Origin of the sequence: Synechococcus sp. BS55D, assembly GCF_004332415.1 — a bacterium.
Classification (GTDB): Bacteria; Cyanobacteriota; Cyanobacteriia; order PCC-6307; family Cyanobiaceae; genus Synechococcus_C.
Genome location: NZ_PHQT01000001.1, coordinates 586,560 through 610,925, shown reverse-complemented (window position 1 = coordinate 610,925; position 24,366 = coordinate 586,560). Strand labels below are relative to the sequence as shown.

The window sequence follows — 24,366 nt, the reverse complement described above, 5'->3', positions numbered from 1 at the left end:
AGAACAGCGCCGGACGCATTCATGGTGGCAAGCGGAGTGGTGAGCACGGCAGCCCAAGACCAAGCCAACCGCGCCTTCCCGCTGGCGGCCATCACCGGCCACGGCACCTTGAAGCTTGCCCTGATGCTGGCGGCGGTGGACCCCGGCCTGGGGGGCGTGATCATCGCCGGCGGCAGGGGGACGGGCAAATCGGTGCTGGCCCGCGGCCTCCATGCCCTGCTCCCTCCGATCGAAGTGCTCCATGTGGAGGGCGGTGATGGGCCCCAGAGCCATGGACGCAACCTCGACCCCCTCAACCCTGAGGAATGGGACGACAACGCCCGGCGACGCATCACCGCTTTAGGGGGCAATCCCGAGGCCACCGGCACGGAAGCCCTATTGCCCACCAAGGTGATCCCGGCCCCCTTTGTGCAGGTGCCCCTGGGCATCACCGAAGACCGGCTCGTCGGTGCCGTGGACGTGACCGCCTCCCTCACCACTGGCAATGCTGTGTTCCAACCAGGCCTGCTGGCGGAAGCGCACCGGGGCGTGCTCTATGTGGATGAGCTCAACCTGCTCGATGACGGCATCGTCAATCTGCTGCTGGCGGCGGTGGGTAGCGGCGTGAACCAAGTGGAACGGGAGGGGCTGAGCCTCAGCCACCCTTGCCGGCCGCTGCTGATCGCCACCTACAACCCGGAGGAAGGCAACGTCCGCGACCATCTGCTCGATCGTTTCGCGATTGCCCTCTCTGCCAATCAGCTGGTGAGCACCGAACAGCGCGTGGAGATCACCGAGGCGGTACTGGCCCACGGCCAGTGCAGCCGCAGCTTTGCGGAGCAATGGCGCGAGGAGACCGATGCCCTGGCCACGCAGCTGCTGCTCGCGCGCCAATGGCTGCCGGATGTGCAGATCAGCGGCGAACAAATCGAATACCTCGTGACCGAGGCGATTCGGGGCGGCGTGGAAGGGCATCGCTCCGAGCTGTATGCCGTGCGCGTCGCCAAGGCCCATGCGGCCCTCAGCGGCCGCGACCAGGTGGAGGCCGACGACCTGCAGGTGGCCGTGGCCCTGGTGATCGCCCCGCGAGCCTCGCAACTGCCTCCACCAGATCAGCAGATGGAGCCGCCACCTCCCCCTGAGCAGCCGCAGGACCAGAGCCCACCGCCACCGGAGGCAGGGGATCAGAACCCGGAGAATCAGCCGCCACCGCCGGAAGGATCCGGTGAGGACGAGAGCGACCCTCCCGAGGACGACAGCAGCGACGACAACGATCCGGACCAAGACGACAGCCCGGAGGACGACTCTCCAGAAGACCAGGCGCCTCCCTCGGTGCCGGAAGAGTTCATGCTCGACCCGGAAGCGGTGGCGATCGACCCGGAGCTGCTTTTGTTTGGCGCCGCCAAAGGCAAGAGCGGCAACAGCGGCAGCCGTTCGGTGGTGCTCAGCGACAGCCGCGGCCGCTATGTGAAACCGATGCTGCCCCGCGGGCCCGTGCGCCGGATCGCCGTGGACGCCACCCTGCGCGCGGCCGCTCCTTACCAGAGGGCGCGCCGCGCCCGCCAACCGGAGCGCACCGTGATCGTGGAGGAGGCCGACCTGCGCGCCAAGTTGCTGCAGCGCAAGGCCGGCGCCCTGGTGATCTTCCTGGTGGATGCCAGCGGATCGATGGCGCTGAATCGAATGCAGAGCGCCAAAGGTGCCGTGATACGTCTGCTCACCGAGGCCTACGAAAACCGTGATGAAGTGGCCCTGATCCCCTTCCGCGGCGACCAGGCGGAGGTGCTTCTGCCCCCCACCCGCTCGATCACCGCCGCAAGACGGCGGCTGGAATCGATGCCCTGCGGCGGTGGTTCACCGCTGGCCCACGGCCTCACCCAGGCAGCCCGGGTCGGGGCCAACGCCCTGGCCACTGGTGATCTGGGCCAAGTGGTGGTGGTGGCCATCACCGATGGGCGCGGCAACGTTCCCCTCAGCACGTCCCTGGGGCAGCCGGAGCTGGAGGGGGAGGAGAAACCAGATCTCAAGCAGGAGGTGCTCGATGTGGCCTCCCGCTACCGGGCTCTCGGCATCAAGCTGCTGGTGATCGACACCGAACGCAAGTTCATCGGCAGTGGCATGGGCAAGGACCTGGCCGAAGCCGCCGGTGGCAAGTATGTGCAACTCCCGAAAGCCAGCGATCAAGCCATCGCCGCGATCGCCATGGAGGCCATTAACGCAGTGACGTAACGAAAACGGCACGCCTCCGTTACGGGAGCCCAGGCCAAAGGGTTAGCGCCCTCAGGGCTTGCCGGTTTGGGCTGGGTAGAGCTCTTGGAAGAAGGCGCCCAGGCCAATCGTCACGTCCCGAACGGCCTTCATAAACTTGGGGTCAGAGGTGAGCTTCTCCACATCACCGCCGACGGTGTCAATCTTGCGCGTCAGCGACTCAGCGTTGCTCACCGTGCGCTTCAGCTCACTGACGGTTTTCGGGTTATCGAGGGCCGCCGCCAAGTTGCGGATGTGGGCCGCCGCCTTAGCGGCATCATCCGTGGCCTGGTTGAGGTTGTTGATCGTGGGCTCGGCTCGCTCCAGCTCAGCGCTGAGCTGCTGGATCAGTTTTTGAATGTCTTGGGCTGTGGCATCGAACTCATCGGTCGACTCCACAAGACGCGATACCAGCTTTTCCTTTTCGGCCTGGGACAGCAGACGCTGCAGCGACGCGGTCACGCTGTCGAGGCTGGCGGCCTGCTGTCCGCGAATCGCGGCACCATTGCAGAGCACACCGCTGCCGGCGCAGTTTCTCGATTTCGGCAAGGGAGCGTTGGCCGCCAGCGGCTTGCCACGGCTAACCAGGTTCACTTGGGCATCACCGCCCAGCAACGAAGCAGCTCCCACGCTTGCCGACACCGGCAAGGGCAGACGTAAATCCTCCTGATCGATTTCAAGGGTGGCGCGGACCGCCTGAGGGGTGACCTGGATGTTCTTGACCACCCCCACAAGGATGCCGCGATAGGTGACGGGGGAACGTTCAGCCAGACCGCCAGCGTCGGCGAAATCCACGGTCACCGTCCAGGTTTCCGCGCCGAGACGCACACCTCTGAGCCAGAGCATGGTGCCGGCAAATGCCGTGACCGCCCCCACGATTGAGAATCCAACGATGGCCTCACGAACGCTGCGACGCATAAGGGTTAGTGGTCGGAGGGTTGCATCGGTCCGCGCAGACTACCGGTCCTGAACTGTTCGACATAGGGATTGTCGGTGCAGCGGAACTCGTCGATCGAGCCATCCCAACGAAATTTGCCGCCGTAGAGCATCACGACCCGTTCGGCGGAACGCTCGATCGTGCTGCGCACATGACTGATCACAACGGAGCAGCCATTGGCCACGGTGGTGGTCTTCACAATCAGGTCCTCGATGCGCGTGCAGGCCACAGGATCCAAACCGGCCGTGGGTTCGTCGTAGAGCAGAAGGGGCATCGCATCAGCGGCACGGTCGGGGTCGTCGATCAGGGCCCGCGCAAAGCTGACCCGCTTCTGCATGCCGCCGCTGAGCTGACCCGGATACTTGTCGGCCACATCATTCAGACCCACCGCTTCCAGACACTGCATCACGCGCTCACGGATCTCCCGGGGCCGCAGCCGTCCCAGCCGCATCAACAGGAAGCCGACGTTCTCCTCCACGGTGAGAGAGGCCAGCAACGCCGGGTTCTGAAACACGAGGCGCACATCAGGGGGCTGACGCTGATCCAAGCGGCGATAAATCTGAGGCTGACCAAAGAGACGCAACTCGCCTGAGGTGGGCAGTTGCAGGCCCGCCAGCAGACGCAACACGGTGGACTTGCCCGCGCCGGAAGGACCCACGACAGCCAGACGCTCTCCAGGTTGCATCGTGAGGTTGACCGCATCCAGCACAGGCCTCGGTCCCCACTGCATGGTGAGATTGCGCATCTCCACCACAGGACAGGGCGCGATGAAAGGAGTGTTGGCCGTGGGCTCAGGCACGGAATTGGACGTGCAACCGCCACATCCTGCCTGCGCTGGCAAGGGACAGTGGTGGGACAGCGCAATTTCCGTACAGTTCCTGCTAAGGCAATCACTGAAGACGCCCGTTTGACCGCGCCGATTCCACCCACCCAGCGCCGCGAGCGACGCGGCAACCGGCGCCGGCAGCAGGCTGTTCAGGAGCGGACTCTGCGCCAGAAGGATCTGGTGAGCCGCTCCAGGCGCGCGGTGCGCTGGCTCCAACCCGGGCTGGTGGTGAAGCGCTGGCTGCTCACCTCCGGAATCGGCCTGGTGATGGCGCTGCTGGGGGCCGCTGTCTGGGCCGATCTGCAGCCGATCTACTGGACCCTCTGGGCAATCCAGGAAGGACTCAGCTGGATCACCCGCGTAATGCCAAGAGGCATCACCGGCCCCCTGGTGCTGCTCATCGGCATCGGTTTGGTGCTGTGGGGGCAAAGCCGCAGCTTCGGCTCGATCCAGCAGGCGCTCGCCCCGGAGAAAGACACCGTGCTGGTGGATGCCCTGCGGGCCAAAAGCAGGCTCAACCGGGGCCCCAACATCGTGGCGATCGGTGGCGGCACCGGGTTGTCCACCCTGCTCAGCGGCCTCAAGCGCTACAGCAGCCACATCACAGCGATCGTGACCGTGGCCGATGACGGCGGCAGCAGCGGGGTGTTGCGACGGGAGCTGGGCGTGCAGCCCCCCGGCGACATCCGCAACTGCCTGGCGGCCCTCTCCACCGAAGAGCCCCTGCTCACCAAGCTGTTTCAGTACCGCTTCTCCGCCGGTGGCGGCCTAGAAGGCCACAGTTTCGGAAACCTGTTCCTCTCGGCGCTCACGGCGATCACCGGCAGCCTGGAAACGGCGATCACCGCCTCCAGCCGGGTGTTGGCGGTGCAAGGTCAGGTGGTGCCGGCCACCAACGTGGATGTGCGGCTTTGGGCGGAGCTGGAGGACGGCACCCGCCTCGAAGGCGAATCAGCGATCGGCCAGGCCCCGAGCCCGATCGTGCGCCTCGGCTGCCTTCCCGAACAGCCTCCAGCACTTCCCAGGGCCCTTGAGGCGATCGCTCAGGCCGATCTGATCCTTCTTGGCCCAGGAAGCCTCTATACCTCCCTGCTCCCGAATCTGCTCGTGCCTGAACTGGTGACGGCGATTCAACGCAGCCGAGCACCACGGCTTTACATCTGCAATTTGATGACCCAGCCCGGGGAAACCGATGGCCTGGATGTGAGCGGTCATCTGCGCGCCATCGAAGCCCAGCTCGCTTCACTCGGAATCAGCCAGCGGCTGTTCCATGCGGTGCTTGCTCAGGAACCCCTGGCGGAATCGCCACTGATCGCCCACTACCGACAACGCGGTGCCGAGCCCGTGACCTGCGACCGGTTGCATTTGCAGCGGGAGGGCTACGACGTGACCGAGGCACCCCTGCAAGGAGCGAGGCCCACAGCCACGCTCCGACACGATCCACGCAGCCTTGCCCTGGCCGTGATGCGTTTCTACCGCAAACACAAACGCGATAGTCAGTAAGCGTCCTGCATTTCGTAGAAATCGGGCTGCACATAGTCTTTGCGCAGGGGCCAACCTTTCCAGTCTTCTGGCATCAGCAACCGCTTGGGATGGGGATGGCCTTCGAATTGAATCCCAAACATGTCGAAGGTTTCTCGCTCCTGCCAATCCGCTCCACGGAAGAGGCCATAAAGACTGGGGACGCTGGGCTGACCTTCCCGGGAGAGAAACACCTTGAGGCGCACTTCACGCACGGCCTGGGCCCCACCCTCGGTGACTTCAGCCATGGCCACCAGGTGGTAGAAGCAGACCAACCGCTCTCCTGGGCCCTCGTCGTAGCCGCCCTGGCACTGGAGGTAATCAAACCCGTGGCTCTTGAGCGCGGCGGCGATCACCGGCAGGAACATCGCCTCCACACCGATGGTTTCCGTGCCGATGTGATCGGCAGGCAGCAGATCATGGTCAAATCCCTGCTGACTGAGCCACTGACTGACAGGGCCGGGCTCAGGTGCTGCTGGAACGGTGGTTTCTGCCGCTGCTTCGCTTGCGGGCTTGTTGTCGGGAGTCGCGCTCATGACGATTCGGCGGGTGCGGTGGCGGTCTCGGAAGGTTCGGTGCTGGGCACGGCGGGCATCGCCAGGCCGATGCCGGGCTTGAGGGCAGCCACCTGGGTTTCAGCGCGCAGATAGGCCCCGGTCACGGCGGGTTCGATCGGCTGCATGGCGTGCTGCACCGTGAAATAGCGGTGGGTCTGCTGCAGTTGACGGCGGTCCGCCACCGACTCATTCGCCACTTTCTTGCGCAGCTTGATCACCGCATCAAAGATCGCTTCCGGGCGAGGAGGGCAGCCGGGGAGATACAGATCAACCGGAATCAGCTTGTCGACCCCCCGCACCGCGGTGGTGGAGTCGGCGCTGAACATGCCGCCGGTGATCGTGCAAGCCCCCATGGCAATCACATATTTGGGCTCCGGCATCTGCTCGTAGAGCCGCACCAGCGCCGGGGCCATCTTCATGGTGACGGTGCCGGCCACGATTAAGAGGTCCGCCTGGCGCGGTGAACTGCGGGGGACCAGACCAAATCGGTCGAAATCAAAGCGGGAGCCGATCAGGGCCGCGAACTCGATAAAGCAACAGGCCGTGCCGTACAGCAGGGGCCAGAGGCTGCTGAGGCGGGCCCAGTTGTGGAGGTCATCCAGGCTGGTGAGAATGACGTTCTCACTCAGATCGCTCGTGACTGCCGGCGCTCCCTCCGCAGCACCGGCGACGGGGCCACAACTTGCGGCGCGCAGGTCGCGCACAGCATCGATGGAGGGCGTTGTTGAGAGGGAAGGGGTGGTCATCTCAGACATCGGTTCAGCTCCACTCGAGGGCGCCCTTGCGCCAGGCATAGGCCAGTGCCACGACCAGAATGGCAATAAAGATCAAGGCTTCGATGAAAGCCAAGAGCCCGAGGCGGTGGAACGCCACCGCCCAGGGATAGAGGAACACCGTTTCCACGTCGAAGATCACGAAGACCAACGCGAACATGTAGTAGCGGATGTTGAACTGAATCCAGGCGCCACCGATCGGCTCCATGCCGGATTCATAGGTGAGCTCGCGCTCCCCCTGCTGACTGCGCGGTGCCAACAGTTTGTTGGTCACCAACGCCAGCACAGGCACTGCCGCGGCGATCAGCAGAAACCCGAGAAAGGCGTCATAACCCGGCAGCGCAAACATCTGGGCAGGCCCGATCTGGCTGGCAGTCTGGCATTCACCGCCACCCTCTGTTGCGGAATGCCCCCGATAGAGTTGCGGGGCCCGGCCGATCCATGGTGAGCGACGAGAGCACAGCTCCAGAACCCTTTTCCGAACGGGCGGCCTCTGAACAGGCTGTTTCCGAACAGGGGGCCACTGGTTCTGAAGGGGAGCAACCTGTCGCCGAAACCAGCGACCCACGCACCCACCGCTTCGAATGCCGCAGCTGCGGTTACGTCTACGACCCGGATGAGGGTGTCAAAAAGTTGGGGATTGCCACCGGTACCGCCTTCGTGGATCTCGATGCGATCAGCTTCCGCTGCCCGGTGTGCCGCAGCAAGGTGGGCGCCTTCCGGGACATCGGCCCCCGCTCCAAAGCCAGCGGCTTCGAGGAGAACCTCAACTACGGGCTCGGTGTGAACCGACTCACCCCCGGCCAAAAGAATGTGTTGATCTTCGGCAGCCTTGCCCTCGCCTTCGCCTTCTTCCTCTCCCTTTATTCCCTGCGCTGACCTCACCCAGTCATTGCCTTCATGGCCGCTGGGTTTACAGCCGCTGCGTTCACAGCTACTGCGTTGACAGCCAACCCGTTCAAAGGACCTGCCTCTCTCCCCATGAAGCGACTGCTTGCTCCCCTCTTCAACCTGCTGCTGGTGGCCTGCATCGGCTTCGGTCTCGGCGGCTGTGTCTCCACTCGTCTCGCTGCAGCGGAGACCAGCCCCTGGCAACCGATCGATCTACACACCCAGGCCAACCCCCTGGATGTGGCGTTCACCGATGCCAACCATGGCTTCCTGGTGGGAAGCAACCGGATGATCCTGGAAACCAACGATGGCGGCAGCAGCTGGAGTGAGCGCAGCCTCGATCTGCCTGAAGAGGAAAACTTCCGACTGATCAGCATCGATTTCGACGGCGATGACGGCTGGATCGCAGGCCAGCCTGGCCTGCTGATGCACAGCAGCGATGGTGGCAGCAACTGGACCCGCCTCTTCCTGGACACGAAGCTGCCAGGTGAGCCCTATCTGATCACAGCGCTCGGACCCAACAGCGCCGAGCTCGCCACCAACGTGGGCGCCGTGTATCGCACCCGTGATGGAGGCGGGAGCTGGGAGGCCGAGGTGAGCGACGCGGCCGGTGCCGTGCGCGATCTGCGCCGCAGTGACGACGGCCGCTATGTGAGTGTCAGCAGCCTGGGCAATTTCTACGCCAGCTGGGATCCCGGCCAAGACGTCTGGCAGGTGCACCAGCGGGTGAGCAGCCAGCGGCTGCAGAGCATCGGCTTCCAGCCCGACGGCCGCCTGTGGATGCTGGCCCGCGGCGCCCAGATTCGCTTCAACAGCGAGCAGGGCGACAACGAAAGCTGGAGCAAGCCGGTGATCCCCATCACCAACGGCTATGGCTACATGGATTTGGCCTGGACGCCTGACGGCACGATCTGGGCCGGAGGCGGCAACGGCACGCTGCTGCTCAGCCGCGATGGCGGCGACAGCTGGCAGCGGGACCCTGTGGGTGCGGAGCAACCCTCCAACTTCACTCGCTTTGAAACCGCTGATGGCAAAGCCTTCCTGCTCGGCGAGCGCGGCATCCTGCTGCGCTGGCAGGGTTGAGGGCCGGCGAAAGCCACAACGCTGTGTAACCAAGCCCCGCCGCCAGCCCCGGCCCTTCGGCTTCGCGCCTTAGGATCCCGGAGCTGATACGCCCGAAGCCATGGCTGCCGGCTCCACCGGGGAACGCCCGTTTTTTGAGATCATCACCAGCATTCGCTACTGGGTGATCCACGCCGTGACCCTGCCCGCGATCTTCCTCGCTGGGTTCCTGTTCGTGTCCACCGGCCTCGCTTACGACGCCTTCGGAACACCTCGCCCAGATGCCTATTTCCAGGCGTCTGAGAGCAAGGCTCCAGTTGTGAGCCAGCGCTATGAAGGCAAGTCCCAGCTTGACGTTCGCCTGAAATAAGCCATGACGCAGACTCCCGCCACCTCCACGCCGCGCAACTACCCGATCTTCACGGTGCGCTGGCTCGCTTTGCACACCCTGGGCGTTCCCACGGTGTTCTTCCTTGGCGCCCTGGCTGCCATGCAGTTCATCCGCCGCTGATCAACCCAACGGATCTCCCCATGCAGCGCAATCCCAATCCGAACAACCTGCCGGTGGAACTCAACCGCACCAGCCTCTATCTGGGGCTGTTGCTGGTGTTCACCACCGGGGTTCTGTTCTCCAGCTACTTCTTCAACTGAGGAACTGAGTCATGAGCGGCAAGAAATCCAACCTGCCTGACGGTCGTATCCCCGACCGCCTTCCCGACGGTCGCCCAGCTGTTGCCTGGCGCTCCCGCTGGACCGAAGGCGTGCTTCCCCTCTGGCTCGTCGCCACAGCCGGTGGCATGGCGGTGATCTTTGTGGTGGGCCTGTTCTTCTACGGTTCCTACACCGGCGTCGGTTCCGCCTGATCGCGGCTTTACAACCCATCAATCATTTGAACCGCCGGTTGACCCCAGCGGTTTTTTATTGATGAGGCTCTCGCTGCTGAAGCGGAAGGCTAAACGCCGTAAAACTCGCGATACCAACGGGCAAAGCGATCAACACCCTCCTCAATGGGTGTTGAAGGCCTGAACCCCACCCATGACTCCAAAGCGGCAGTATCAGCGGCTGTTGCCACCACATCACCCGGCTGCATCGGCTGGAAATCCTTGATCGCCTTACGCCCCAGGGCCTGCTCCATCACCTCGATGAACCGCAGCAATTCGGTGGGCTGACTGTTGCCGATATTGAACACCCGGTGGGGGGCCGCCGCCGTGGCGGGATCAGGATCCAGCGCATCAAAGTTGGGATTCGCGGTGGCGGGCTTGTCGCAGCAGCGCAGGACCCCTTCCACGATGTCATCGATGTAGGTGAAATCCCGCTGCATCTTGCCGTGGTTGAAGACTTTGATCGGTTCGCCAGCCAGAATCGCCTTGGCGAACAGCATCGGCGCCATGTCGGGTCGGCCCCAAGGGCCATACACAGTGAAAAAACGCAGGCCGGTTGCAGGTAAGCCGTAGAGATGGCTGTAGGTGTGGGCCATCAACTCATTGGCTTTCTTACTAGCCGCATAGAGGCTCACCGGGTGATTCACCGGCTGGCGCTCATGGAAGGGCAGGTTGCGGTTGCCGCCATACACCGAACTGCTCGAGGCGTACACCAGGTTGTCGACGCCGTGATGGCGGCAGCCCTCCAGGATGTTCGCGAAGCCCACCAGATTGCTCTGGATGTAGGCGGCAGGATTCTCGAGCGAATAACGCACTCCGGCCTGAGCAGCCAGATTCACCACCACCCCGGGCCGCTCCTGTGCGAAAAGCGCCAACAGGGCATCGCCATCTTCAAGAGCCAGCTGTTCAAAACGCCAGGACGATGTCGCAGTCGACGGCTGCCCAGGGGAGGGCGTGGACCTTCCAGATGAGCCGACGAGCAAGGCCTCGATCTGCTTCAGCCTGGCCCGCTTGAGAGCCGGGTCGTAATAGCTGTTGAGATTGTCAATTCCGATCACGCGCTGACCGCGGGCCAGCAAGCGCTGGCAGAGGGCGGCACCGATGAAACCTGCGGCACCAGTCACGAGAATGGGTCGACTAACGGCAGCGGCCCCTGTGGCAGCAGGAATCCCTGTCACGCGTCGCCGTCTCCCACACGCCAGAGTTTCAATCCTGAAGCAGCCACCGCTGCAGGATCAACAACAGCGCGAGCATCAAACACCCAGGCGGGCTTCCGCATCAGAGGGGCAAGCTGATCCCAGTTGAGCTGGCGGTAGTGCTTCCACTCGGTGAGGATCAGCACGGCATCAGCTCCAGCCACTGCATCAGCCACTTCGGCACTGCTCCACCAGGTCCCTTCACCACTGAGGGCGGCCCGAGTGGGTCCTGCCTCAGCATCAGGGGCCTCACTAGCTGGGAGATTCAAGTCGCGCTCGATCTGCTCTGGCTCAACCTTGGGGTCGTGAATCGCCAACTGCGCACCTTCCTCCAACAGGTCACGGGCAATCCGAATCGCCGGAGCTTCGCGGGTGTCGTTGGTGTCAGCCTTGAAGGCAAAACCAAGAATGGCCAGTCGCTTGCCCGTGACAGTGCCAAACAGTTTCTGCACCACGATGCGAGCGATCCTGTGCTGTTGCCAGGTGTTGAGGTTGACCACTGATTCCCAGTAGTCCGCCACCTCGGGAAGCCCGAAATGTCGACAGAGATACACCAGATTCAGAATGTCCTTCTGGAAGCAGCTGCCTCCGAAACCAGGGCCTGCATTGAGAAACTTGGGGCCGATTCGGCTGTCAGTGCCGATGGCACGGCCGACCTCCCGCACATCAGCACCGGTGGCTTCGCAGAGGGCAGCGATCGAATTGATCGAGCTGATGCGCTGAGCCAGAAAGGCATTGGCCGTGAGTTTGGAGAGTTCACTACTCCAGAGGTTGGTGCGCAGAATTCGCTCCTGAGGCACCCACTGCCCATACACCTGGGCAAGCGCATCAATCGCCTCAGGGTGTTCGCCACCAATCAGAACCCGGTCCGGCGATTCAAGATCAGGAATCGCGGTGCCCTCCGCCAGGAATTCGGGATTGGAAAGCACGGAGAAGCTGCGCTCGCCGCCCTCGGTGCTGGCGGCGCTAAGGATTGCTTTCACCGCCTCCGCCGTTCGCACCGGAAGGGTGCTCTTCTCCACCACGATCGTGTGACCCTTGGCAGCCCTGGCGACCGTCCGGGCGCAGGCTTCCACCCAACGCAGGTCACTGGCCTGACCAGCGCCCAGGCCCTTGGTCTTGGTGGGGGTGTTCACGGAAATGAACACCATGTCTGCAGCGGCGATCGCCTCCTCGACAGCAGTGGAGAAGTGCAGATTGCGGCCACGGGCACGGCCGACCACCGCATCAAGCCCCGGCTCGTAGACCGGTAGGCGACTCAGGTCTTCATCGTTCCAGGCATCGATGCGGGCCTGGTTGATATCGACGACGGTCACTTGCACGTCGGGGCAGCGGTCCGCAATCACAGCCATGGTCGGGCCTCCGACGTAACCGGCACCGATGCAGCAGATGGAGCGGATGGAGGTGGCGGTCATTGCGACGGGTATCTACGCGCAGAAGATCGGGGCAGGTTATCGCTGTTCGGCTTGGCATAGAGCTTCAGCCAGCTCAGACGGTGCGTTCAAGGCCAAGCGTTGCTCCTCACCCTCCCGAAGCAAGGGCTTGAGACGGAGCACACCGGCGGCCGCTTCTTCATCGCCGATCACCACGGCCCAGGCCGCACCGCTGCGGTCGGCTCGTTTGAACTGCTTTCCGAAGGCGGCACCGGAGCCATCGAGCTCAACGGACAGGCCAAGCTGACGCAGGCTGCGGGCCACGCCCAGGGCAGCGGACTCCGCCGCCTCACCGCGGTTCACCAGATACACCGTGGGAGGCGACGGGGCCGTGAGCCGAGCAGCAGGGCCCTCAGGATCCGCTTGGGCCGCAGCCTCAAGCACCAGCAGCAGCCGCTCCATCCCAAGGGCCCAACCGATCGCGGGGGTTGCCGGGCCGCCCAGCTGCTCCACCAGGCCGTCGTAGCGGCCGCCCCCGCAGACGGTGGCCTGGGCACCAAGCTGATCGCTGGTGATCTCGAAGGCGGTATGGCCGTAGTAGTCGAGGCCACGGACCAGCCGAGTGTTGACCTGAAACGGGATCCCCAGCTGGCTGAGCAGCTCTTGCACCTGCTCGAACCGCGACGCACTCTCCGGGCTGAGGGCCTCGAGCAGGGTAGGAGCATCGACCAAAAGAGCCTGAGTGGCTTTGTTTTTACTGTCGAGGATGCGCAGGGGGTTGGTCGCCAGCCGTTCTTGTGAATCAGAGTCGAGCTGATCCACCCGCGCCTCCAGCCACGCCACCAGCTGGTTGCGGTAGCGCTGACGATCCTCAGGGGTGCCAAGGCTGTTGATCTCCAGCTCCAGGCCCTGCACGCCAAGGGCGGCGAGCAGATCCCAGGCCAAAGCGATCACCTCCACGTCACTGCGGGCACTGCTCACCCCTAGGCACTCCACGCCGATCTGGTGAAACTGGCGTTGCCGCCCTGCCTGGGGACGCTCATAGCGGAACATCGGCCCGGCGTACCAAAGCTTCTGGGCGCCCTGGCTCAGCAGACCGTGCTGCACCGCCGCCCGCACTGCGGAGGCTGTTCCCTCCGGCCGCAGGGTGCAGGAACGCTCACCGCGATCGAGGAAGGAATACATCTCCTTACCCACCACATCGGTCCCTTCACCGATGCCACGGGCAAACAATTCGGTGACCTCGAGCAGAGGGGTGCGGATCTCTTCGATACCAGCACGACGGAAGTGGTCCCGAGCGACGGCTTCAACCGCCTGCCAGCGGCGGGTCTGCTCCGGCAGCAGGTCGACCATGCCGCGCAGGCTCTGCAGCTGACTCACGCAATTCCTATGGCAGTGGTCCAGTCTGCCCGGCGGAGGGGGGGACAAGACCCCTCTCCCTGCCATAGGGTCTGAATATGGCCCGTCTTCTGATCACCGGAGGTGCCGGATTTATCGGCAGTCACACCTGTGTGGTGCTTTTGGATGCCGGTCACGACCTCACGGTGTTGGATGACTTCAGCAACAGCGCGCCGGTCGCCCTGCAAAGGGTGGCCGAACTGGCGGGCGTGCAGCTCCGATCTGGCAGCGGGAGCGGCCGGCTGCAGCTGATTGAAGGAGACATTCGGGACGATGGTGCTCTGAACCAGCTGTTTGCAACGGCCTCTGCCAAGGGTGAACCGCTGTCAGGGGTGATTCATTTCGCTGGCCTCAAAGCGGTGGGGGAATCGGTGCAAGACCCTCTGCGTTACTGGGATGTGAATGTGAATGGGACCCGGGCGTTGCTGGCGGCCATGGAGAGTCATGGCTGTCACACCCTGGTGTTCAGCAGCAGCGCCACCCTTTATGGGTCTCCCAACCAGGTGCCGATTCCGGAATCAGCTCCGGTGCAGCCGATCAATCCCTACGGCCACACCAAAGCTGCTGTGGAAAGGATGTTGCATGATCTGAGCGCCGCAGCGCCCGACCACTGGCGAATCGCTTGCCTGCGTTACTTCAATCCCGTGGGCGCCCACCCCTCAGGACGCATCGGCGAAGCACCCAACGGGATTCCCAACAATCTCTTTCCCTATCTCTGTCAGGTGGCGGTTCAGCGTCGCCCGGAACTCTCGGTATTCGGTGGCGACTGGCCCACCCCCGATGGGACTTGCATCCGGGATTACATCCACGTGATGGATCTGGCCGACGGCCATCGCGCTGCGCTGGAGACCCTTGTATCTGAGCCACCCCAAGTTTTGACCCTCAACCTGGGCAGCGGCCAAGGGGCCTCGGTGCTGGAGGTCATCCACGCCTTTGAGGAGGCCTCCGGCAGAACGATTCCCTTCACGATCAGCGAACGACGGCCTGGTGATGCAGCCGTGACCGTGGCGGATCCCACGGCGGCCTGGCAGCGGCTCAGCTGGCGCACCCAACGCAGCCTCGCAGAGATCTGCCGCGACGGCTGGATCTGGCAGCAGGGCAACCCCGAGGGATACGACCTCGACGCTGAGGCCGCATGAGCGGCCACCTGCTGCTGGCCGGTGGCGGCCACAGCCATGCCCTGGTACTGCGCCGCTGGGCCATGCAGCCCCACAAGCGGCCCCGCGGACTGATCACCCTAGTGAACCGCCACAGCACCGCCCTCTATTCCGGGATGGTGCCCGGGCTGATCGCAGGCCGCTACAGCCGTGACGAGGTGACGATCGATCTGCGCCAACTGGCCGACCAAGCCGGGGTCATCCTGGTGGTGGCCGAGATCACGGGGCTCGATCTCGAACGACGTCTGCTTCAACTCAAGGATCGACCGGCACTGGCCTTCGATCAACTGAGCCTGGACGTGGGCGCGATCAGCCGGGCGTCGGAGCAGAGCCAGCAGGCCATCAAACCGTTGGAACCTGCCCTTGCCTATCTGCAGACGCAGGATGCCCAGCGGTCAAAAAAGGAGGGGCCCTTCCGGATCCTTGGGGCCGGCCTGGCCGGCGTGGAGGTGGCGTTCGCCATGCGACAACGCTGGCCGCAACGCCCCCTGCAGCTCATCGCCCGTTCCGATCACCCCCACCCCAACCTGCAAAGGGCCCTGGAGGAGGCGCAGATCGATTGGCTGGTCGGCTCCAACCTCAGCAGCGATGGACCCGGCTTGCGCTGTACCGGAAGCCGCGCGCCCAGCTGGTTGGAGCGAGCTGGCCTGCCGGTGGATGCCCAGGGGCGTGTGCAAACGGACTCCTCCCTGCAGGTGATCGGCCAACCCTATGTCTTCGCCAGCGGTGATTGCGCCGTGATCCGCAGCGCCCCACGTCCCCCGTCCGGCGTCTGGGCGGTGCGGGCCGCTGCCCCCCTCGCCCGCAACCTGGAAGCGAGCAGCCAACGGAGACCGCTGCAGCGCTGGCGTCCCCAACGCCGGGCCCTGCAGCTGCTGGGAGGCGCTGATCGGAACGGACAGCCCACGGCCTGGGCCCTCTGGGGTCGCTGGCTGGTGGGCCCCCACCCGCTGCTCTGGCGTTGGAAACAACGCATCGACAGGCGCTTCATGGAACGCTTCCAGTTCCAGGGGAGCATGCGGACCCGCTCTGAAGGCGGGGACGCCATGTTGTGCCGGGGCTGCGCCGCCAAGCTGCCCGCCGCCGCCCTGGAGACAGCCCTCAGCGCAGCTGGACTCGCTCACCTTGGCAGCGCTCCAGAGGATGCCGCCCAGCTGACAGCTGACCCAGCCGGCGAAGGAAGTGCCATCTTGCAGAGCGTGGATGGCTTCCCCGCCCTGGTGAGTGACCCCTGGCTCAACGGTCGCCTCACCGCCTTGCATGCCAGCTCCGACCTCTGGGCCTGTGGAGCCACTGTGCAGAGCGCCCAGGCGGTGATCACCCTGCCCCGGGCGGATGCTGGGGTGCAGCAATGGCTCCTCAGCCAAACCCTCGCGGGTCTGCGCGCTGCCCTCGAGGAGCAGGGAGCCGCCCTGATCGGCGGTCACACGCTCGAGGCGCGGGATTCTGCACCCACAGATGGCTCCCCAAGCCTGGGGGTGCAGGTGGTGCTGACGGTGAACAGTGCACCGACCCGGCGGCCCTGGCCCAAACGGGGCCTGCAGGCCGGGGATGTGCTGCTGCTGAGTCGGGCACTCGGCACTGGTGTGCTGTTCGCGGCGTCGATGGCTGGAGCCACCCGCCCCGAGGATCTTGATACCGCCCTGGCCCAGATGACCAACAGCCAGCACACCATGGTGGAGAGGCTGCGCCGCTTCGAGCGCTCCCACCCGGGCGAGCTCCATGCCGCCACGGACATCACCGGATTCGGCCTCCTGGGCCATCTCGGTGAAATGCTCGGCCCTTCCACTTCAGATGGTCACCGCCTGCAGCTCCAGCTTGATGGAGCTGCGATCCCAGCTTTACCCGGTGCTTTTGCCCTGCTGGAGGCCGGCCATAGCAGCAGCCTCGCTCCCGCCAACCGACGGGCTTGGTCGCTCCTGGATGGGACAGGGGCACAGCCCGCTGCCGTGGCGCTGAATCTGCATGCGATCCCTCCAGGGAGCAGCAGGCATCGGGCCCTGCTCGAGCTACTGGTCGATCCCCAAACCTGCGGCCCGCTTCTGCTTGCCGTGGGGCCTGCCCTGGCTGAAGCGTTGCTCAGGGATCCCCAGACGGACTGGCAGCAGATCGGCACTGCAACACCTGGCTGAAGCGAGGAGCGGATGTGAGGGTGCGGCAACGGAATCCAGCTGCCTCCAGCTCTCGGCCCAGGGGTTTCAGTCGGCGACGCACCACAGCGTCGGGGCCACTGGCCGCCAGCCAGATCTGTTCAGGCAACGGATCACGGTGGAGGCGAGTGCGGAGCGCATCATCGTCTCCCCAGCTAGAAACAGGTGGCTGAATCCTGCCGGCAGCCAACTCCATGCGATCGCTGAGGTTGAGCAGCCGCGGGCGGGGGCTGTAGCGCTCAGGCTGGTCGGCGGTGAGCTGACTAATCGCCCGGAATTGATCCGCCTCCCGACTGCCGCCCTCCGAATCAAGAGCAGCGAAGGATTGCTGCCACCAGAGGCCGAGCATCAGTGCGAGTCCAACCAGAGCCAGGGCACGTCCACGCCCATTCAGGGGAAGACAAGCAGCCCGCACGCTCAACCAGGGCACCAGGGCCGGCAGTAACACCACGAAATAGCGACTGAAGGCCAACGGCTTCACCCAGGACAGCAGCACCACCCCAAGCACCATCAGCAACGACGGGCCGAGACCGGTTGAATCGGCCAGTCGCTGCAGGCGGGGAGCCGGGGCCTGCCTGGCCCCAGCAGCAGACTGAGACAGTCCCCAGCGTCCCAAGGCCCACAGCATCAGCAGCAACAGCGCGAGCTTGGGCAGCGGCCAAGGGCCCAGCGCCCGAGCGAGGGTGTCTTCGAGCAGAGCGAAATCGGGCCGACCGATCCAACTCCCCGATCGGGAACTGAACAGATAGGCCGAGGCGTAGCCAATCCAGGCCACGGCGGGCAACAGGGCCATCAGGGCACAGCTGGCCAGCGCCCAGCGACGGCGGCAACCATCCCAGAGGGCCGCAGCAGCGAACAGAAACAGCCCATAGAAATGGGTGAGGGCAGCCGCCGCCACCGCTAGTGCGTAGGGAGCAAGGCCATAGGCAGCCAAGTCTGTGGTCGAGCGACCGCTCTGAAGACAGCGTCGTCGGGCCACCAGAGCCAGCACCACGAGCAGCACCAGCAGGGCGTAGCTTTTGCCCTCGATCGAGAAGCGCACGGGGTAAGGGCTGCAGAAGGCCAGCAGCGCCGCGAGAGCGGCTGCCCGTCCAGCCACTGCTGGCGGTGCCAGGGCCCAGGCCTGACGACTGATCAGCACAGCCCCAAGCCCATAGGCCAGCCAGGAGAGCAACCTCAAGCTGACGGCACTCGGATCCAGCCACCGCCCCCAGAACCAGAGCAGGGAGTAATACAGCGGAGGATGGGTGTCCTCCCGGAGCATGGCCAACAGGCTGGGATAACTGGGCTGAAAGCTCTTGCCGACGCTGTAGAGCTCATCACTCCAGAGGGTCGTGGCGTCGATCAAGGCCAGAGCTTTGAAGGCAAACGCCGCACAGACGAGAGCCAGCAAAGCGGCAGCCCAGCGCACGCGGCTCACGGCGCCTCCTTTCATCGCTGCTGCGCCCGAAGCGCCTGCAGGCGCTGGCGGTCCAGTTCAGCCCCGAGGGCAGGCCCTGGCATCCAACCCTGAGCGATCAGCTGGCGCGCCGACAGCGGGGCACTGACATGACGCCAGCGCCCCCACCAGCGCAGCAGCGGCCGCCAGGCCGTCTGCCCACCCTCCCTGAGCAGGGCTCCCACGGCCAGCGCCACCACGTCGGGGCTGAACGCGCGCGCTTCCAACGCCTGTGTCCAATCCACCGCTGTCCAGCCAGCCAACCCTGACTGGCGGTCCTGCTGGGCCAACCAGTGGCGCAAGGCCAGCAACGCCTCGAGGTCACGCTGCTGCTGCTGGGGCAATTGCAGGCGAGCCGCGAGGGCGACAGGGTCGGAGGCTGCGGCCACAAGAGCGGTGAGCAAAGGCACGCCAAGCCGTTGGGCCTGATGACAATGTCGGACCAAACGAGTGTCCGCCTGCAGGGCGTCATCGAGCAGCACCAAGGCACCCCAACGCTGCAGATGCTCGAGGGCGACGGGCCAGGGCTCTTTCCCAAGCAACAACTCCAGCTCCATGCGCAAGCGGGTGGCCAAGGCGGGCGGCGCCTGGTTCGGCGGATCTCCCGGTCGCCACCCCCAGGGCCAGACCGCCAGGGTGCTGCCCACCTGATCCAAAGCCTCAGGGGCCAGTTCAAACCCCAACCTGGCGGCGTAGCGGGCCGCCCGGATCAGCCGGGTGGGGTCATCGGCAACGCTTCCCGCATGCAGAAACATCAGCTCCCGACGGGCCAGATGCTGCTGACCACCATGGGGATCCAACAAGCGGGGCTCGCCCCCCTCCAGAAGGGGGAACTCCAGGGCCATCGCATTCACGGTGAAGTCGCGACGTTCCAGATCACGCTCCAGGGGGCCGGGCTCCACCACAGGGTTGAAACCAGGGGCCGGGTACTGCTCCTGACGCGCTCCGGCCAGATCAAGCAGCACCCCATCCAGCACCAGCTCGACGGTGCCATAGGCCCCATGGGCCCGCAGCTCCGGCACCCGTTCATCACCGCACACCTGGCGTAAAGCCTCCGCCAGCCCTGCTGCCGACCCCTCCACCACCAGGTCGAGATCCGGCAGGCCCCGCCAGGGGTCCAGGTGTTCGTGGTGCAGCAGGGCATCACGCACGGCTCCGCCCACCAGGGCTAGACGTGAGATCCCACTGGCAACTGCCGTGGTCTGGAGAGTGACCAGCAAGCCTGGGGGAATGCCGGGGAGCTCCACAGCTTCAGCTCCCGGCCGGCTCGATCGGCGCCAGGCGCGGATCGAGGATCTTGGGCCCCATCCCGGCAAATTTCACCGCAATCGACACCTTCTCCCCGCTACCGAAGGTGTGGGTGATCTCTCCCTCCCCAAAGCTGGCGTGAATCACCCGGTCACCCACACTCCAGCTCTTGCCCGGTGCCGGACCGGCCTGGCGCCTGCGCACCGCATTGGCAGGGGCACCGGCGGAACCCGCAGCCTCCACCCTGCGGGAGTCGTCGCGATCCACGCGGGTGAGGCGGTCGAGCCGCTGCTCTCGCCGCAACGCCGCTCCGCCTGAACGGGGAATCTCTCCCTGCACCAGCGCTTCCGGCAACTCAGACAGGAACACGCTCGGCACCGCCGGCTCACGCATCCCACCCCAGAGTCGACGCTCACTGGCATGGGAAAGAAACAAGCGCTCCTTCGCCCGGGTGATGCCCACATAGCAAAGGCGACGCTCCTCTTCCAACGACGCCGGATCATCCATGGAGCGATAGCTGGGGAACAGGCCCTGCTCCAGACCCACCAGACACACCACCGGAAACTCCAGACCCTTACTGCTGTGGAGGGTCATCAAGGTCACCCGATCGGCGGCGGTGTCCTTGCTGTCGGCATCACTGGCCAGGGCGGCTGAGGCCAGGAAGCCCTCCAGATCGCCTTCGTCGTTCTCCTCCTGATACTGCAGCGCCGCATTCACCAGTTCCTGCAGGTTGCGTCGCCGCTCCTCCGCCTCGTCGGTGCCCTCGGCGATCAGCTCACTCACATAACCACTGGTCTCCATCACCGTCTGGATCAGCTCCGACGGAGCGGCGTCATGGATCCGGTCCTTGAGGCCCTGGATCAGCTCGCAGAACTGGAGCAGCCCCTTGGCGGAACGTCCCCCCAGGGAGCGCACCGCCTCAGGGTCACTCACCACATCCCAGAGGGGAATCCCCAGCTGATTGGCAGCATCGGTGAGCCGTTGAATCGTGGTCTTGCCGATCCCCCGCTTGGGCACGTTCACCACCCGCAACAGGCTGACGGTGTCGGCTGGATTAATCAACAGGCGCAGATAGGCGAGCAGATCCTTGATCTCCCTCCGGTCGTAGAAGCGCAGGCCGCCCACCACGACATAGGGAATCCGCCAGCGCACCAGCGACTCCTCGATCGCCCGCGACTGGGCATTGGTGCGATACAGCACCGCCATGTCGCGCCAGCTCAACTCCGGATTGGCCGCTTCCATCATCCGCAGCTGATGCACCACCGCCTCCGCTTCCGCGATCTCGTCATCGCAGCGGGTGAGCGCAATCAGCTCCCCCTCGCCCCGGGTGGGCCGCAGCACCTTGTCGATCCGCTCGCTGTTGTGAGCGATCAGGGCATTGGCCGCCTCCAGGATCGTGGCCGTCGAGCGGTAGTTCTCCTCCAGCTTCACCATCGTGCGGGTGCTGTCATCGGGGGCCTTGTCGCCGAAGTCGTCCTGAAAACCCATCAGGATCGTGAAATCGGCGGCCCGGAAGCTGTAGATGCTCTGGTCGGCATCGCCCACCACAAACACCGAGCGACCGCTCCAGTTGTCGTACACCTGGGGATCGAGGCCATCGGTCACCAGCAGCTTGATCAGCTCGTACTGGGTGCGATTGGTGTCTTGATACTCATCCACCAGCACATGCCGGAAGCGCCGGTGCCAGTAGGCGCGCACCTGGTCGTTCTGCTGGAGCAGCTGCACAGGGAGCAACAGCAGATCGTCGAAATCGAGCGCGTTGTTCGCCGCCAGCGCTTTGCGGTAGCGCCGATAGACATCGGCGGTGAGCTTGCCCCGCTGGCCCTCGGCATTGGCCTCCAGATCATCCGGCAGCCAACCCTGGTTTTTGGCGTTGCTGATCGCCCATCGCGTTTTCTTGGGATCAAACCGCTTGGGATCCAGCTGCAATTCCTGGGTGACGATCTCCTTCACCAGGCTCTGAGCATCGTTCTCGTCATAGATGGAGAACTGCTTGGTCCAGGTCAGGCCCTCCGCATCCTTGAACTTGTCGATGTCGAAGCGCAGCATGCGCGCGAACAGGGCATGGAAGGTGCCGATCCACAGCTCCTTGGTCACCTCCCGATAGATGCGGCTGCGCAACTGCCGCTGCTCGACAGCTGGCAGGGTGCTCCAGGGCTGGCCGTACTGGCTCTGCGCCAACCGCTGGGCCAGCAGCAGCTCCAGCCGCTCCTTCATCTCCCGGGCCGCCTTGTTGGTGAAGGTCACCGCCAGGATCTGGGCCGGATCGGCACCGTGCTCTCCAATCAGATGCGCAATCCTGTGGGTGAGTGCCCGGGTCTTGCCGCTACCGGCCCCCGCCACCACCAACAGCGGCCCCTCATGGTGATCCACCGCCCGGCGCTGGGCGTCATTGAGGCCTGCCAGAAAGCTCATGGGTCGATGGTATGGGAGTCCGTCGAGGCCGCCAGCTCTGGCGCTTGAGATCCCCCTTGCGGTGACCCTGAAGAACGCCTCCAGGCGATCGCGAGCAAATAACCACTGACCACCTGCTGAAGGGAGGTCTTGATCAGGGTCGACTCCACCAGAGACGAGCTCACCATGAACAACAAACAAGCCAGACCGACGAAGGCGATCGCACCATCGGCGCCAACCAAGCCAGCCAGTAGACGCTGCAGAGAGCACCAGAGCACCACGATCAGCAGGGTCAGCGTCAGTACCCCCTGATCGGCAAGAACCTGGAGAAAGGCGTTATGCGCATGGGGAATGCCCCGATCACGACCAGGAATCGCAGCCGTGATCGCCAGACAGCGATCCGAACGGCGATCAAAGCCACTGCCGGAGAAGAGGTCGGCACCAGAACGCAAGGACTCCCGAACGAAACACTGAGCGACGCTGGCTCGCCCGGCATCGCTGGGATTGCGATTGGCCAGTGGACTCAACGGGACATAGAGCAGCAGATTGAAGGCCAAGGCCAGCACCAGGACCAAGCTGGCCAACCAACCTGACCGGCGCGCGACCCAAAGCCGATGGCGCCAGCAGAGCTCGCAGAGCAACACCGCCACAAGCGGAAAGGCTGCCGCAGCGCGTGATCCCGTGGCGAAGGCGAGCAGGTAAGCCAGAGCACCACCAGCAGCGGCGAGCCAGGCCAGCCGTGGACAAGACTCCTTACGGGCTAAGCCGTAGCCGATCAGGCTGAACAGACCGAAGAGATAACCCGAGCGATTGATGGTGATCTTCTGAATCCTCACGGCTTGTTCCGGGAGTGCCTCCCGAAGCGCCTCCAGGGGAATCAGAGCCAGATTGCCGTTGCTGCGATCCCAGGCAATGAAGGGCAACGACACCAGCACGCCGCAGAGCAGCATCCAGAGGGCGATGCGCCATTGGCTGCCGGACTGCTGCAGACCTGCGGCGAACGCCAGCAGCACCAAGATCAGATCCGCTGGTGACGACACGCTCAGGGGATGCAGCACGGCGCTGAGGCTGACCATCAGCACACCGATCAACACCCCATAAGCCGGCTGAGCAGGGAGCCGGGACGCAAACTTGAGGCCACACCAAAGGGCCAGCAGCCAGACCATGCCAGCAGGATCCTCGCTGCGTTCCAGCGCCAGACCCAGCAGCGAGAGGGGCAGCAGGGCATCCAGCCAGGGGGATCCAACAAACGTTCTGATCTGGCTCAGCACCCCCGGCAACCTCAGAAGGCCCTCCAGCCTGACAGACCCGGCATGGTTGAGAATGCGCTCAATTGGAGGCCGCTCGCGTGTCCGCACTCACCCGCTGCCTGCAGGAAGAGGCGGCCGCGATCGCCGCGGCCGCTGAACGGCTGAGCAGCGACCAGGTGGAAGGAGCCCTGGCCCTGCTCGAGCGCTGCGCCGACCGCAAGGCCAAGCTGGTGATCACTGGCGTCGGCAAGAGCGGCATCGTGGCGCGCAAGATCGCCGCCACCTTCTCCTCGATCGGGCTGATGGCGCTCTACCTCAACCCCCTCGATGCCCTCCATGGCGATCTAGGCGTCGTGGCACCCGATGACGTGTGCCTGCTGCTCTCCAACAGCGGCGAAACCAGCGAGCTGCTGGAAGTTCTGCCCCACCTGAAGCGGCGAGGAACCGCCCGAATCGCGCTGGTGGGCCGTGCCGAGTCGTCCCTGGCACGGGGCAGCGATGTGGTGCTGGAGGCCTCGGTGGATCGGGAGGTCTGCCCCCTCAACCTCGCCCCCACGGCCAGCACGGCGGTGGCGATGGCGATCGGCGATGCCCTCGCCGCGGTGTGGATGGAGCGGCGCGGGATCTCGCCGGCTGATTTCGCCCTCAATCACCCGGCCGGATCCCTGGGCAAACAGCTCACAATGACCGTGGCCGACCTGATGGTGCCCGCAGCCCAGCTGCCACCCCTGCAACCAGGGACCCCATTACTGGAGGTGATTGGTCGCCTGACCCAAGGAGCAATCGGCAGCGGCTGGGTGGAGGACCCCGCTCAGGCCGGCAGGCTGATCGGGCTCATCACCGACGGTGACCTCCGACGCGCCCTGCGCGACCACGGCAGTGAGTGCTGGGCCAGCCTCACGGCCGCCGACCTCATGACCGTCGATCCGATCACGGTGAGCGCCGAACGACTGGCGGTGGAAGCGATCCAGACCATGGAGCACAACCAACGCAAGCCGATTTCTGTGTTGCCGGTGATCAACACCAGCGGCCAGTTGCAAGGGCTGCTGCGGCTCCATGACCTGGTCCAGGCCGGCCTGGCCTGAGGA

The 24,366-nt window shown here is 64.7% G+C and carries 23 protein-coding genes; 11 read left to right on the top strand and 12 right to left on the bottom strand.

The features are described 5' to 3' along the window. Positions 1–21 precede the first annotated feature (21 nt). Positions 22–2,208: a magnesium chelatase ATPase subunit D gene (gene bchD, locus CWE16_RS02930; protein ID WP_131592765.1), complete on the top strand. Its 2,187-nt coding sequence runs from the start codon at positions 22–24 to the stop codon at positions 2,206–2,208. A gap of 51 nt (positions 2,209–2,259) precedes the next feature. Here bchD and CWE16_RS02925 read toward each other — a convergent pair whose 3' ends face one another. Then, positions 2,260–3,144, bottom strand: a complete 885-nt coding sequence (locus CWE16_RS02925; protein ID WP_131592763.1) for an MlaD family protein — start codon at positions 3,142–3,144, stop codon at positions 2,260–2,262. A gap of 5 nt (positions 3,145–3,149) precedes the next feature. Next, a complete protein-coding gene (locus CWE16_RS02920) occupies positions 3,150–3,893 on the bottom strand; it encodes an ABC transporter ATP-binding protein (protein WP_131455999.1) in 744 nt (247 codons plus the stop codon). A gap of 276 nt (positions 3,894–4,169) precedes the next feature. Here CWE16_RS02920 and CWE16_RS02915 point away from each other — a divergent pair, with 276 nt between their 5' ends. Continuing rightward, positions 4,170–5,492: a gluconeogenesis factor YvcK family protein gene (locus tag CWE16_RS02915; protein ID WP_131593040.1), complete on the top strand. Its 1,323-nt coding sequence runs from the start codon at positions 4,170–4,172 to the stop codon at positions 5,490–5,492. On the opposite strand, the gene CWE16_RS02910 is transcribed toward CWE16_RS02915, so the two are convergent. From CWE16_RS02910 to CWE16_RS02900, 3 genes are read right to left on the bottom strand one after another with little or no spacing between them, the layout of a single operon-like run. Further along, entirely contained in the window at positions 5,486–6,046 is a 561-nt protein-coding gene (locus CWE16_RS02910; RefSeq protein WP_131455776.1) for an NAD(P)H-quinone oxidoreductase subunit J, read from the bottom strand. The genes CWE16_RS02915 and CWE16_RS02910 overlap by 7 nt on opposite strands. After that, a complete protein-coding gene (locus CWE16_RS02905) occupies positions 6,043–6,813 on the bottom strand; it encodes an NADH dehydrogenase subunit K (RefSeq protein ID WP_131455774.1) in 771 nt (256 codons plus the stop codon). Before CWE16_RS02905 ends, CWE16_RS02910 begins: the two co-directional genes overlap by 4 nt. Before the next feature lie 13 nt (positions 6,814–6,826). Continuing rightward, entirely contained in the window at positions 6,827–7,189 is a 363-nt protein-coding gene (locus CWE16_RS02900; protein WP_007100866.1) for an NAD(P)H-quinone oxidoreductase subunit 3, read from the bottom strand. Positions 7,190–7,281: 92 nt separating this feature from the next. Here CWE16_RS02900 and CWE16_RS02895 point away from each other — a divergent pair, with 92 nt between their 5' ends. The 6 genes from CWE16_RS02895 to CWE16_RS02870 all read left to right on the top strand — a co-directional run bounded on the left by CWE16_RS02895 (position 7,282) and on the right by CWE16_RS02870 (position 9,656). Further along, positions 7,282–7,719 carry a rubredoxin gene (locus CWE16_RS02895; protein ID WP_236629528.1) on the top strand — a complete coding sequence of 146 codons (438 nt, stop codon included), beginning with the start codon at positions 7,282–7,284 and terminating at the stop codon, positions 7,717–7,719. A gap of 102 nt (positions 7,720–7,821) precedes the next feature. Further along, complete coding sequence (locus CWE16_RS02890) at positions 7,822–8,814, top strand: photosynthesis system II assembly factor Ycf48 (protein ID WP_131592759.1); 993 nt, start codon at positions 7,822–7,824, stop codon at positions 8,812–8,814. 100 nt (positions 8,815–8,914) lie between these two features. Next, complete coding sequence (gene psbE / locus CWE16_RS02885) at positions 8,915–9,163, top strand: cytochrome b559 subunit alpha (RefSeq protein ID WP_115018872.1); 249 nt, start codon at positions 8,915–8,917, stop codon at positions 9,161–9,163. Between the two features lie 3 nt (positions 9,164–9,166). After that, entirely contained in the window at positions 9,167–9,304 is a 138-nt protein-coding gene (gene psbF, locus CWE16_RS02880) for a cytochrome b559 subunit beta (protein ID WP_006853745.1), read from the top strand. Between the two features lie 20 nt (positions 9,305–9,324). Beyond that, a complete protein-coding gene (locus CWE16_RS02875) occupies positions 9,325–9,444 on the top strand; it encodes a photosystem II reaction center protein L (RefSeq protein WP_131455770.1) in 120 nt (39 codons plus the stop codon). An 11-nt stretch (positions 9,445–9,455) separates the two neighbouring features. Beyond that, positions 9,456–9,656 (top strand): photosystem II reaction center protein J, encoded by a 201-nt coding sequence (locus CWE16_RS02870; protein WP_131455768.1) that lies wholly within the window; start codon positions 9,456–9,458, stop codon positions 9,654–9,656. Positions 9,657–9,745: 89 nt separating this feature from the next. Here CWE16_RS02870 and CWE16_RS02865 read toward each other — a convergent pair whose 3' ends face one another. The 3 genes from CWE16_RS02865 to hisS are packed head-to-tail and all read right to left on the bottom strand — an operon-like array spanning position 9,746 to position 13,623. Further along, positions 9,746–10,852, bottom strand: coding sequence for an NAD-dependent epimerase (locus tag CWE16_RS02865; protein WP_330848517.1), 1,107 nt, complete (start codon positions 10,850–10,852; stop codon positions 9,746–9,748). Continuing rightward, positions 10,849–12,285: a nucleotide sugar dehydrogenase gene (locus tag CWE16_RS02860; RefSeq protein WP_131592757.1), complete on the bottom strand. Its 1,437-nt coding sequence runs from the start codon at positions 12,283–12,285 to the stop codon at positions 10,849–10,851. Before CWE16_RS02860 ends, CWE16_RS02865 begins: the two co-directional genes overlap by 4 nt. 36 nt (positions 12,286–12,321) lie before the next feature. Beyond that, positions 12,322–13,623 carry a histidine--tRNA ligase gene (gene hisS, locus CWE16_RS02855; RefSeq protein WP_131592755.1) on the bottom strand — a complete coding sequence of 434 codons (1,302 nt, stop codon included), beginning with the start codon at positions 13,621–13,623 and terminating at the stop codon, positions 12,322–12,324. A 77-nt stretch (positions 13,624–13,700) separates the two neighbouring features. Here hisS and galE point away from each other — a divergent pair, with 77 nt between their 5' ends. Further along, positions 13,701–14,780, top strand: coding sequence for a UDP-glucose 4-epimerase GalE (gene galE / locus CWE16_RS02850; RefSeq protein WP_131592753.1), 1,080 nt, complete (start codon positions 13,701–13,703; stop codon positions 14,778–14,780). Further along, positions 14,777–16,930 carry a selenide, water dikinase SelD gene (selD, locus tag CWE16_RS02845; protein ID WP_131592751.1) on the top strand — a complete coding sequence of 718 codons (2,154 nt, stop codon included), beginning with the start codon at positions 14,777–14,779 and terminating at the stop codon, positions 16,928–16,930. Before galE ends, selD begins: the two co-directional genes overlap by 4 nt. Here selD and CWE16_RS02840 read toward each other — a convergent pair. From CWE16_RS02840 to CWE16_RS02825, 4 genes are read right to left on the bottom strand one after another with little or no spacing between them, the layout of a single operon-like run. Further along, positions 16,878–18,383 carry a hypothetical protein gene (locus CWE16_RS02840; RefSeq protein ID WP_131592749.1) on the bottom strand — a complete coding sequence of 502 codons (1,506 nt, stop codon included), beginning with the start codon at positions 18,381–18,383 and terminating at the stop codon, positions 16,878–16,880. The two genes, selD and CWE16_RS02840, sit on opposite strands and share 53 nt — an antisense overlap. Further along, a complete protein-coding gene (locus CWE16_RS02835; protein WP_131592747.1) occupies positions 18,380–19,633 on the bottom strand; it encodes a CCA tRNA nucleotidyltransferase in 1,254 nt (417 codons plus the stop codon). The genes CWE16_RS02840 and CWE16_RS02835 overlap by 4 nt, the downstream gene beginning before the upstream one ends. 4 nt (positions 19,634–19,637) lie before the next feature. After that, complete coding sequence (locus tag CWE16_RS02830; protein WP_131592745.1) at positions 19,638–22,049, bottom strand: UvrD-helicase domain-containing protein; 2,412 nt, start codon at positions 22,047–22,049, stop codon at positions 19,638–19,640. Beyond that, positions 22,046–23,299, bottom strand: coding sequence for an O-antigen ligase family protein (locus CWE16_RS02825; protein ID WP_236629527.1), 1,254 nt, complete (start codon positions 23,297–23,299; stop codon positions 22,046–22,048). The genes CWE16_RS02830 and CWE16_RS02825 overlap by 4 nt, the downstream gene beginning before the upstream one ends. Positions 23,300–23,376: 77 nt before the next feature. Between CWE16_RS02825 and CWE16_RS02820 the strand changes: the two genes are divergently transcribed. Beyond that, a complete protein-coding gene (locus CWE16_RS02820; RefSeq protein WP_131592743.1) occupies positions 23,377–24,363 on the top strand; it encodes a KpsF/GutQ family sugar-phosphate isomerase in 987 nt (328 codons plus the stop codon). Positions 24,364–24,366 lie beyond the last annotated feature (3 nt).

Coding starts and splice junctions, on each gene's coding strand:
- bchD (WP_131592765.1), top strand. CDS start 22: ATGGTGGCAAGCGGAGTGGTGAGCACGGCAGCCCAAGACCAAGCCAAC.
- CWE16_RS02925 (WP_131592763.1), bottom strand. CDS start 3,144: ATGCGTCGCAGCGTTCGTGAGGCCATCGTTGGATTCTCAATCGTGGGG.
- CWE16_RS02920 (WP_131455999.1), bottom strand. CDS start 3,893: ATGCAGTGGGGACCGAGGCCTGTGCTGGATGCGGTCAACCTCACGATG.
- CWE16_RS02910 (WP_131455776.1), bottom strand. CDS start 6,046: ATGAGCGCGACTCCCGACAACAAGCCCGCAAGCGAAGCAGCGGCAGAA.
- CWE16_RS02905 (WP_131455774.1), bottom strand. CDS start 6,813: ATGACCACCCCTTCCCTCTCAACAACGCCCTCCATCGATGCTGTGCGC.
- CWE16_RS02900 (WP_007100866.1), bottom strand. CDS start 7,189: ATGTTTGCGCTGCCGGGTTATGACGCCTTTCTCGGGTTTCTGCTGATC.
- CWE16_RS02895 (WP_236629528.1), top strand. CDS start 7,282: ATGGTGAGCGACGAGAGCACAGCTCCAGAACCCTTTTCCGAACGGGCG.
- CWE16_RS02890 (WP_131592759.1), top strand. CDS start 7,822: ATGAAGCGACTGCTTGCTCCCCTCTTCAACCTGCTGCTGGTGGCCTGC.
- psbE (WP_115018872.1), top strand. CDS start 8,915: ATGGCTGCCGGCTCCACCGGGGAACGCCCGTTTTTTGAGATCATCACC.
- psbF (WP_006853745.1), top strand. CDS start 9,167: ATGACGCAGACTCCCGCCACCTCCACGCCGCGCAACTACCCGATCTTC.
- CWE16_RS02875 (WP_131455770.1), top strand. CDS start 9,325: ATGCAGCGCAATCCCAATCCGAACAACCTGCCGGTGGAACTCAACCGC.
- CWE16_RS02870 (WP_131455768.1), top strand. CDS start 9,456: ATGAGCGGCAAGAAATCCAACCTGCCTGACGGTCGTATCCCCGACCGC.
- CWE16_RS02860 (WP_131592757.1), bottom strand. CDS start 12,285: ATGACCGCCACCTCCATCCGCTCCATCTGCTGCATCGGTGCCGGTTAC.
- galE (WP_131592753.1), top strand. CDS start 13,701: ATGGCCCGTCTTCTGATCACCGGAGGTGCCGGATTTATCGGCAGTCAC.
- selD (WP_131592751.1), top strand. CDS start 14,777: ATGAGCGGCCACCTGCTGCTGGCCGGTGGCGGCCACAGCCATGCCCTG.
- CWE16_RS02840 (WP_131592749.1), bottom strand. CDS start 18,383: ATGAAAGGAGGCGCCGTGAGCCGCGTGCGCTGGGCTGCCGCTTTGCTG.
- CWE16_RS02830 (WP_131592745.1), bottom strand. CDS start 22,049: ATGAGCTTTCTGGCAGGCCTCAATGACGCCCAGCGCCGGGCGGTGGAT.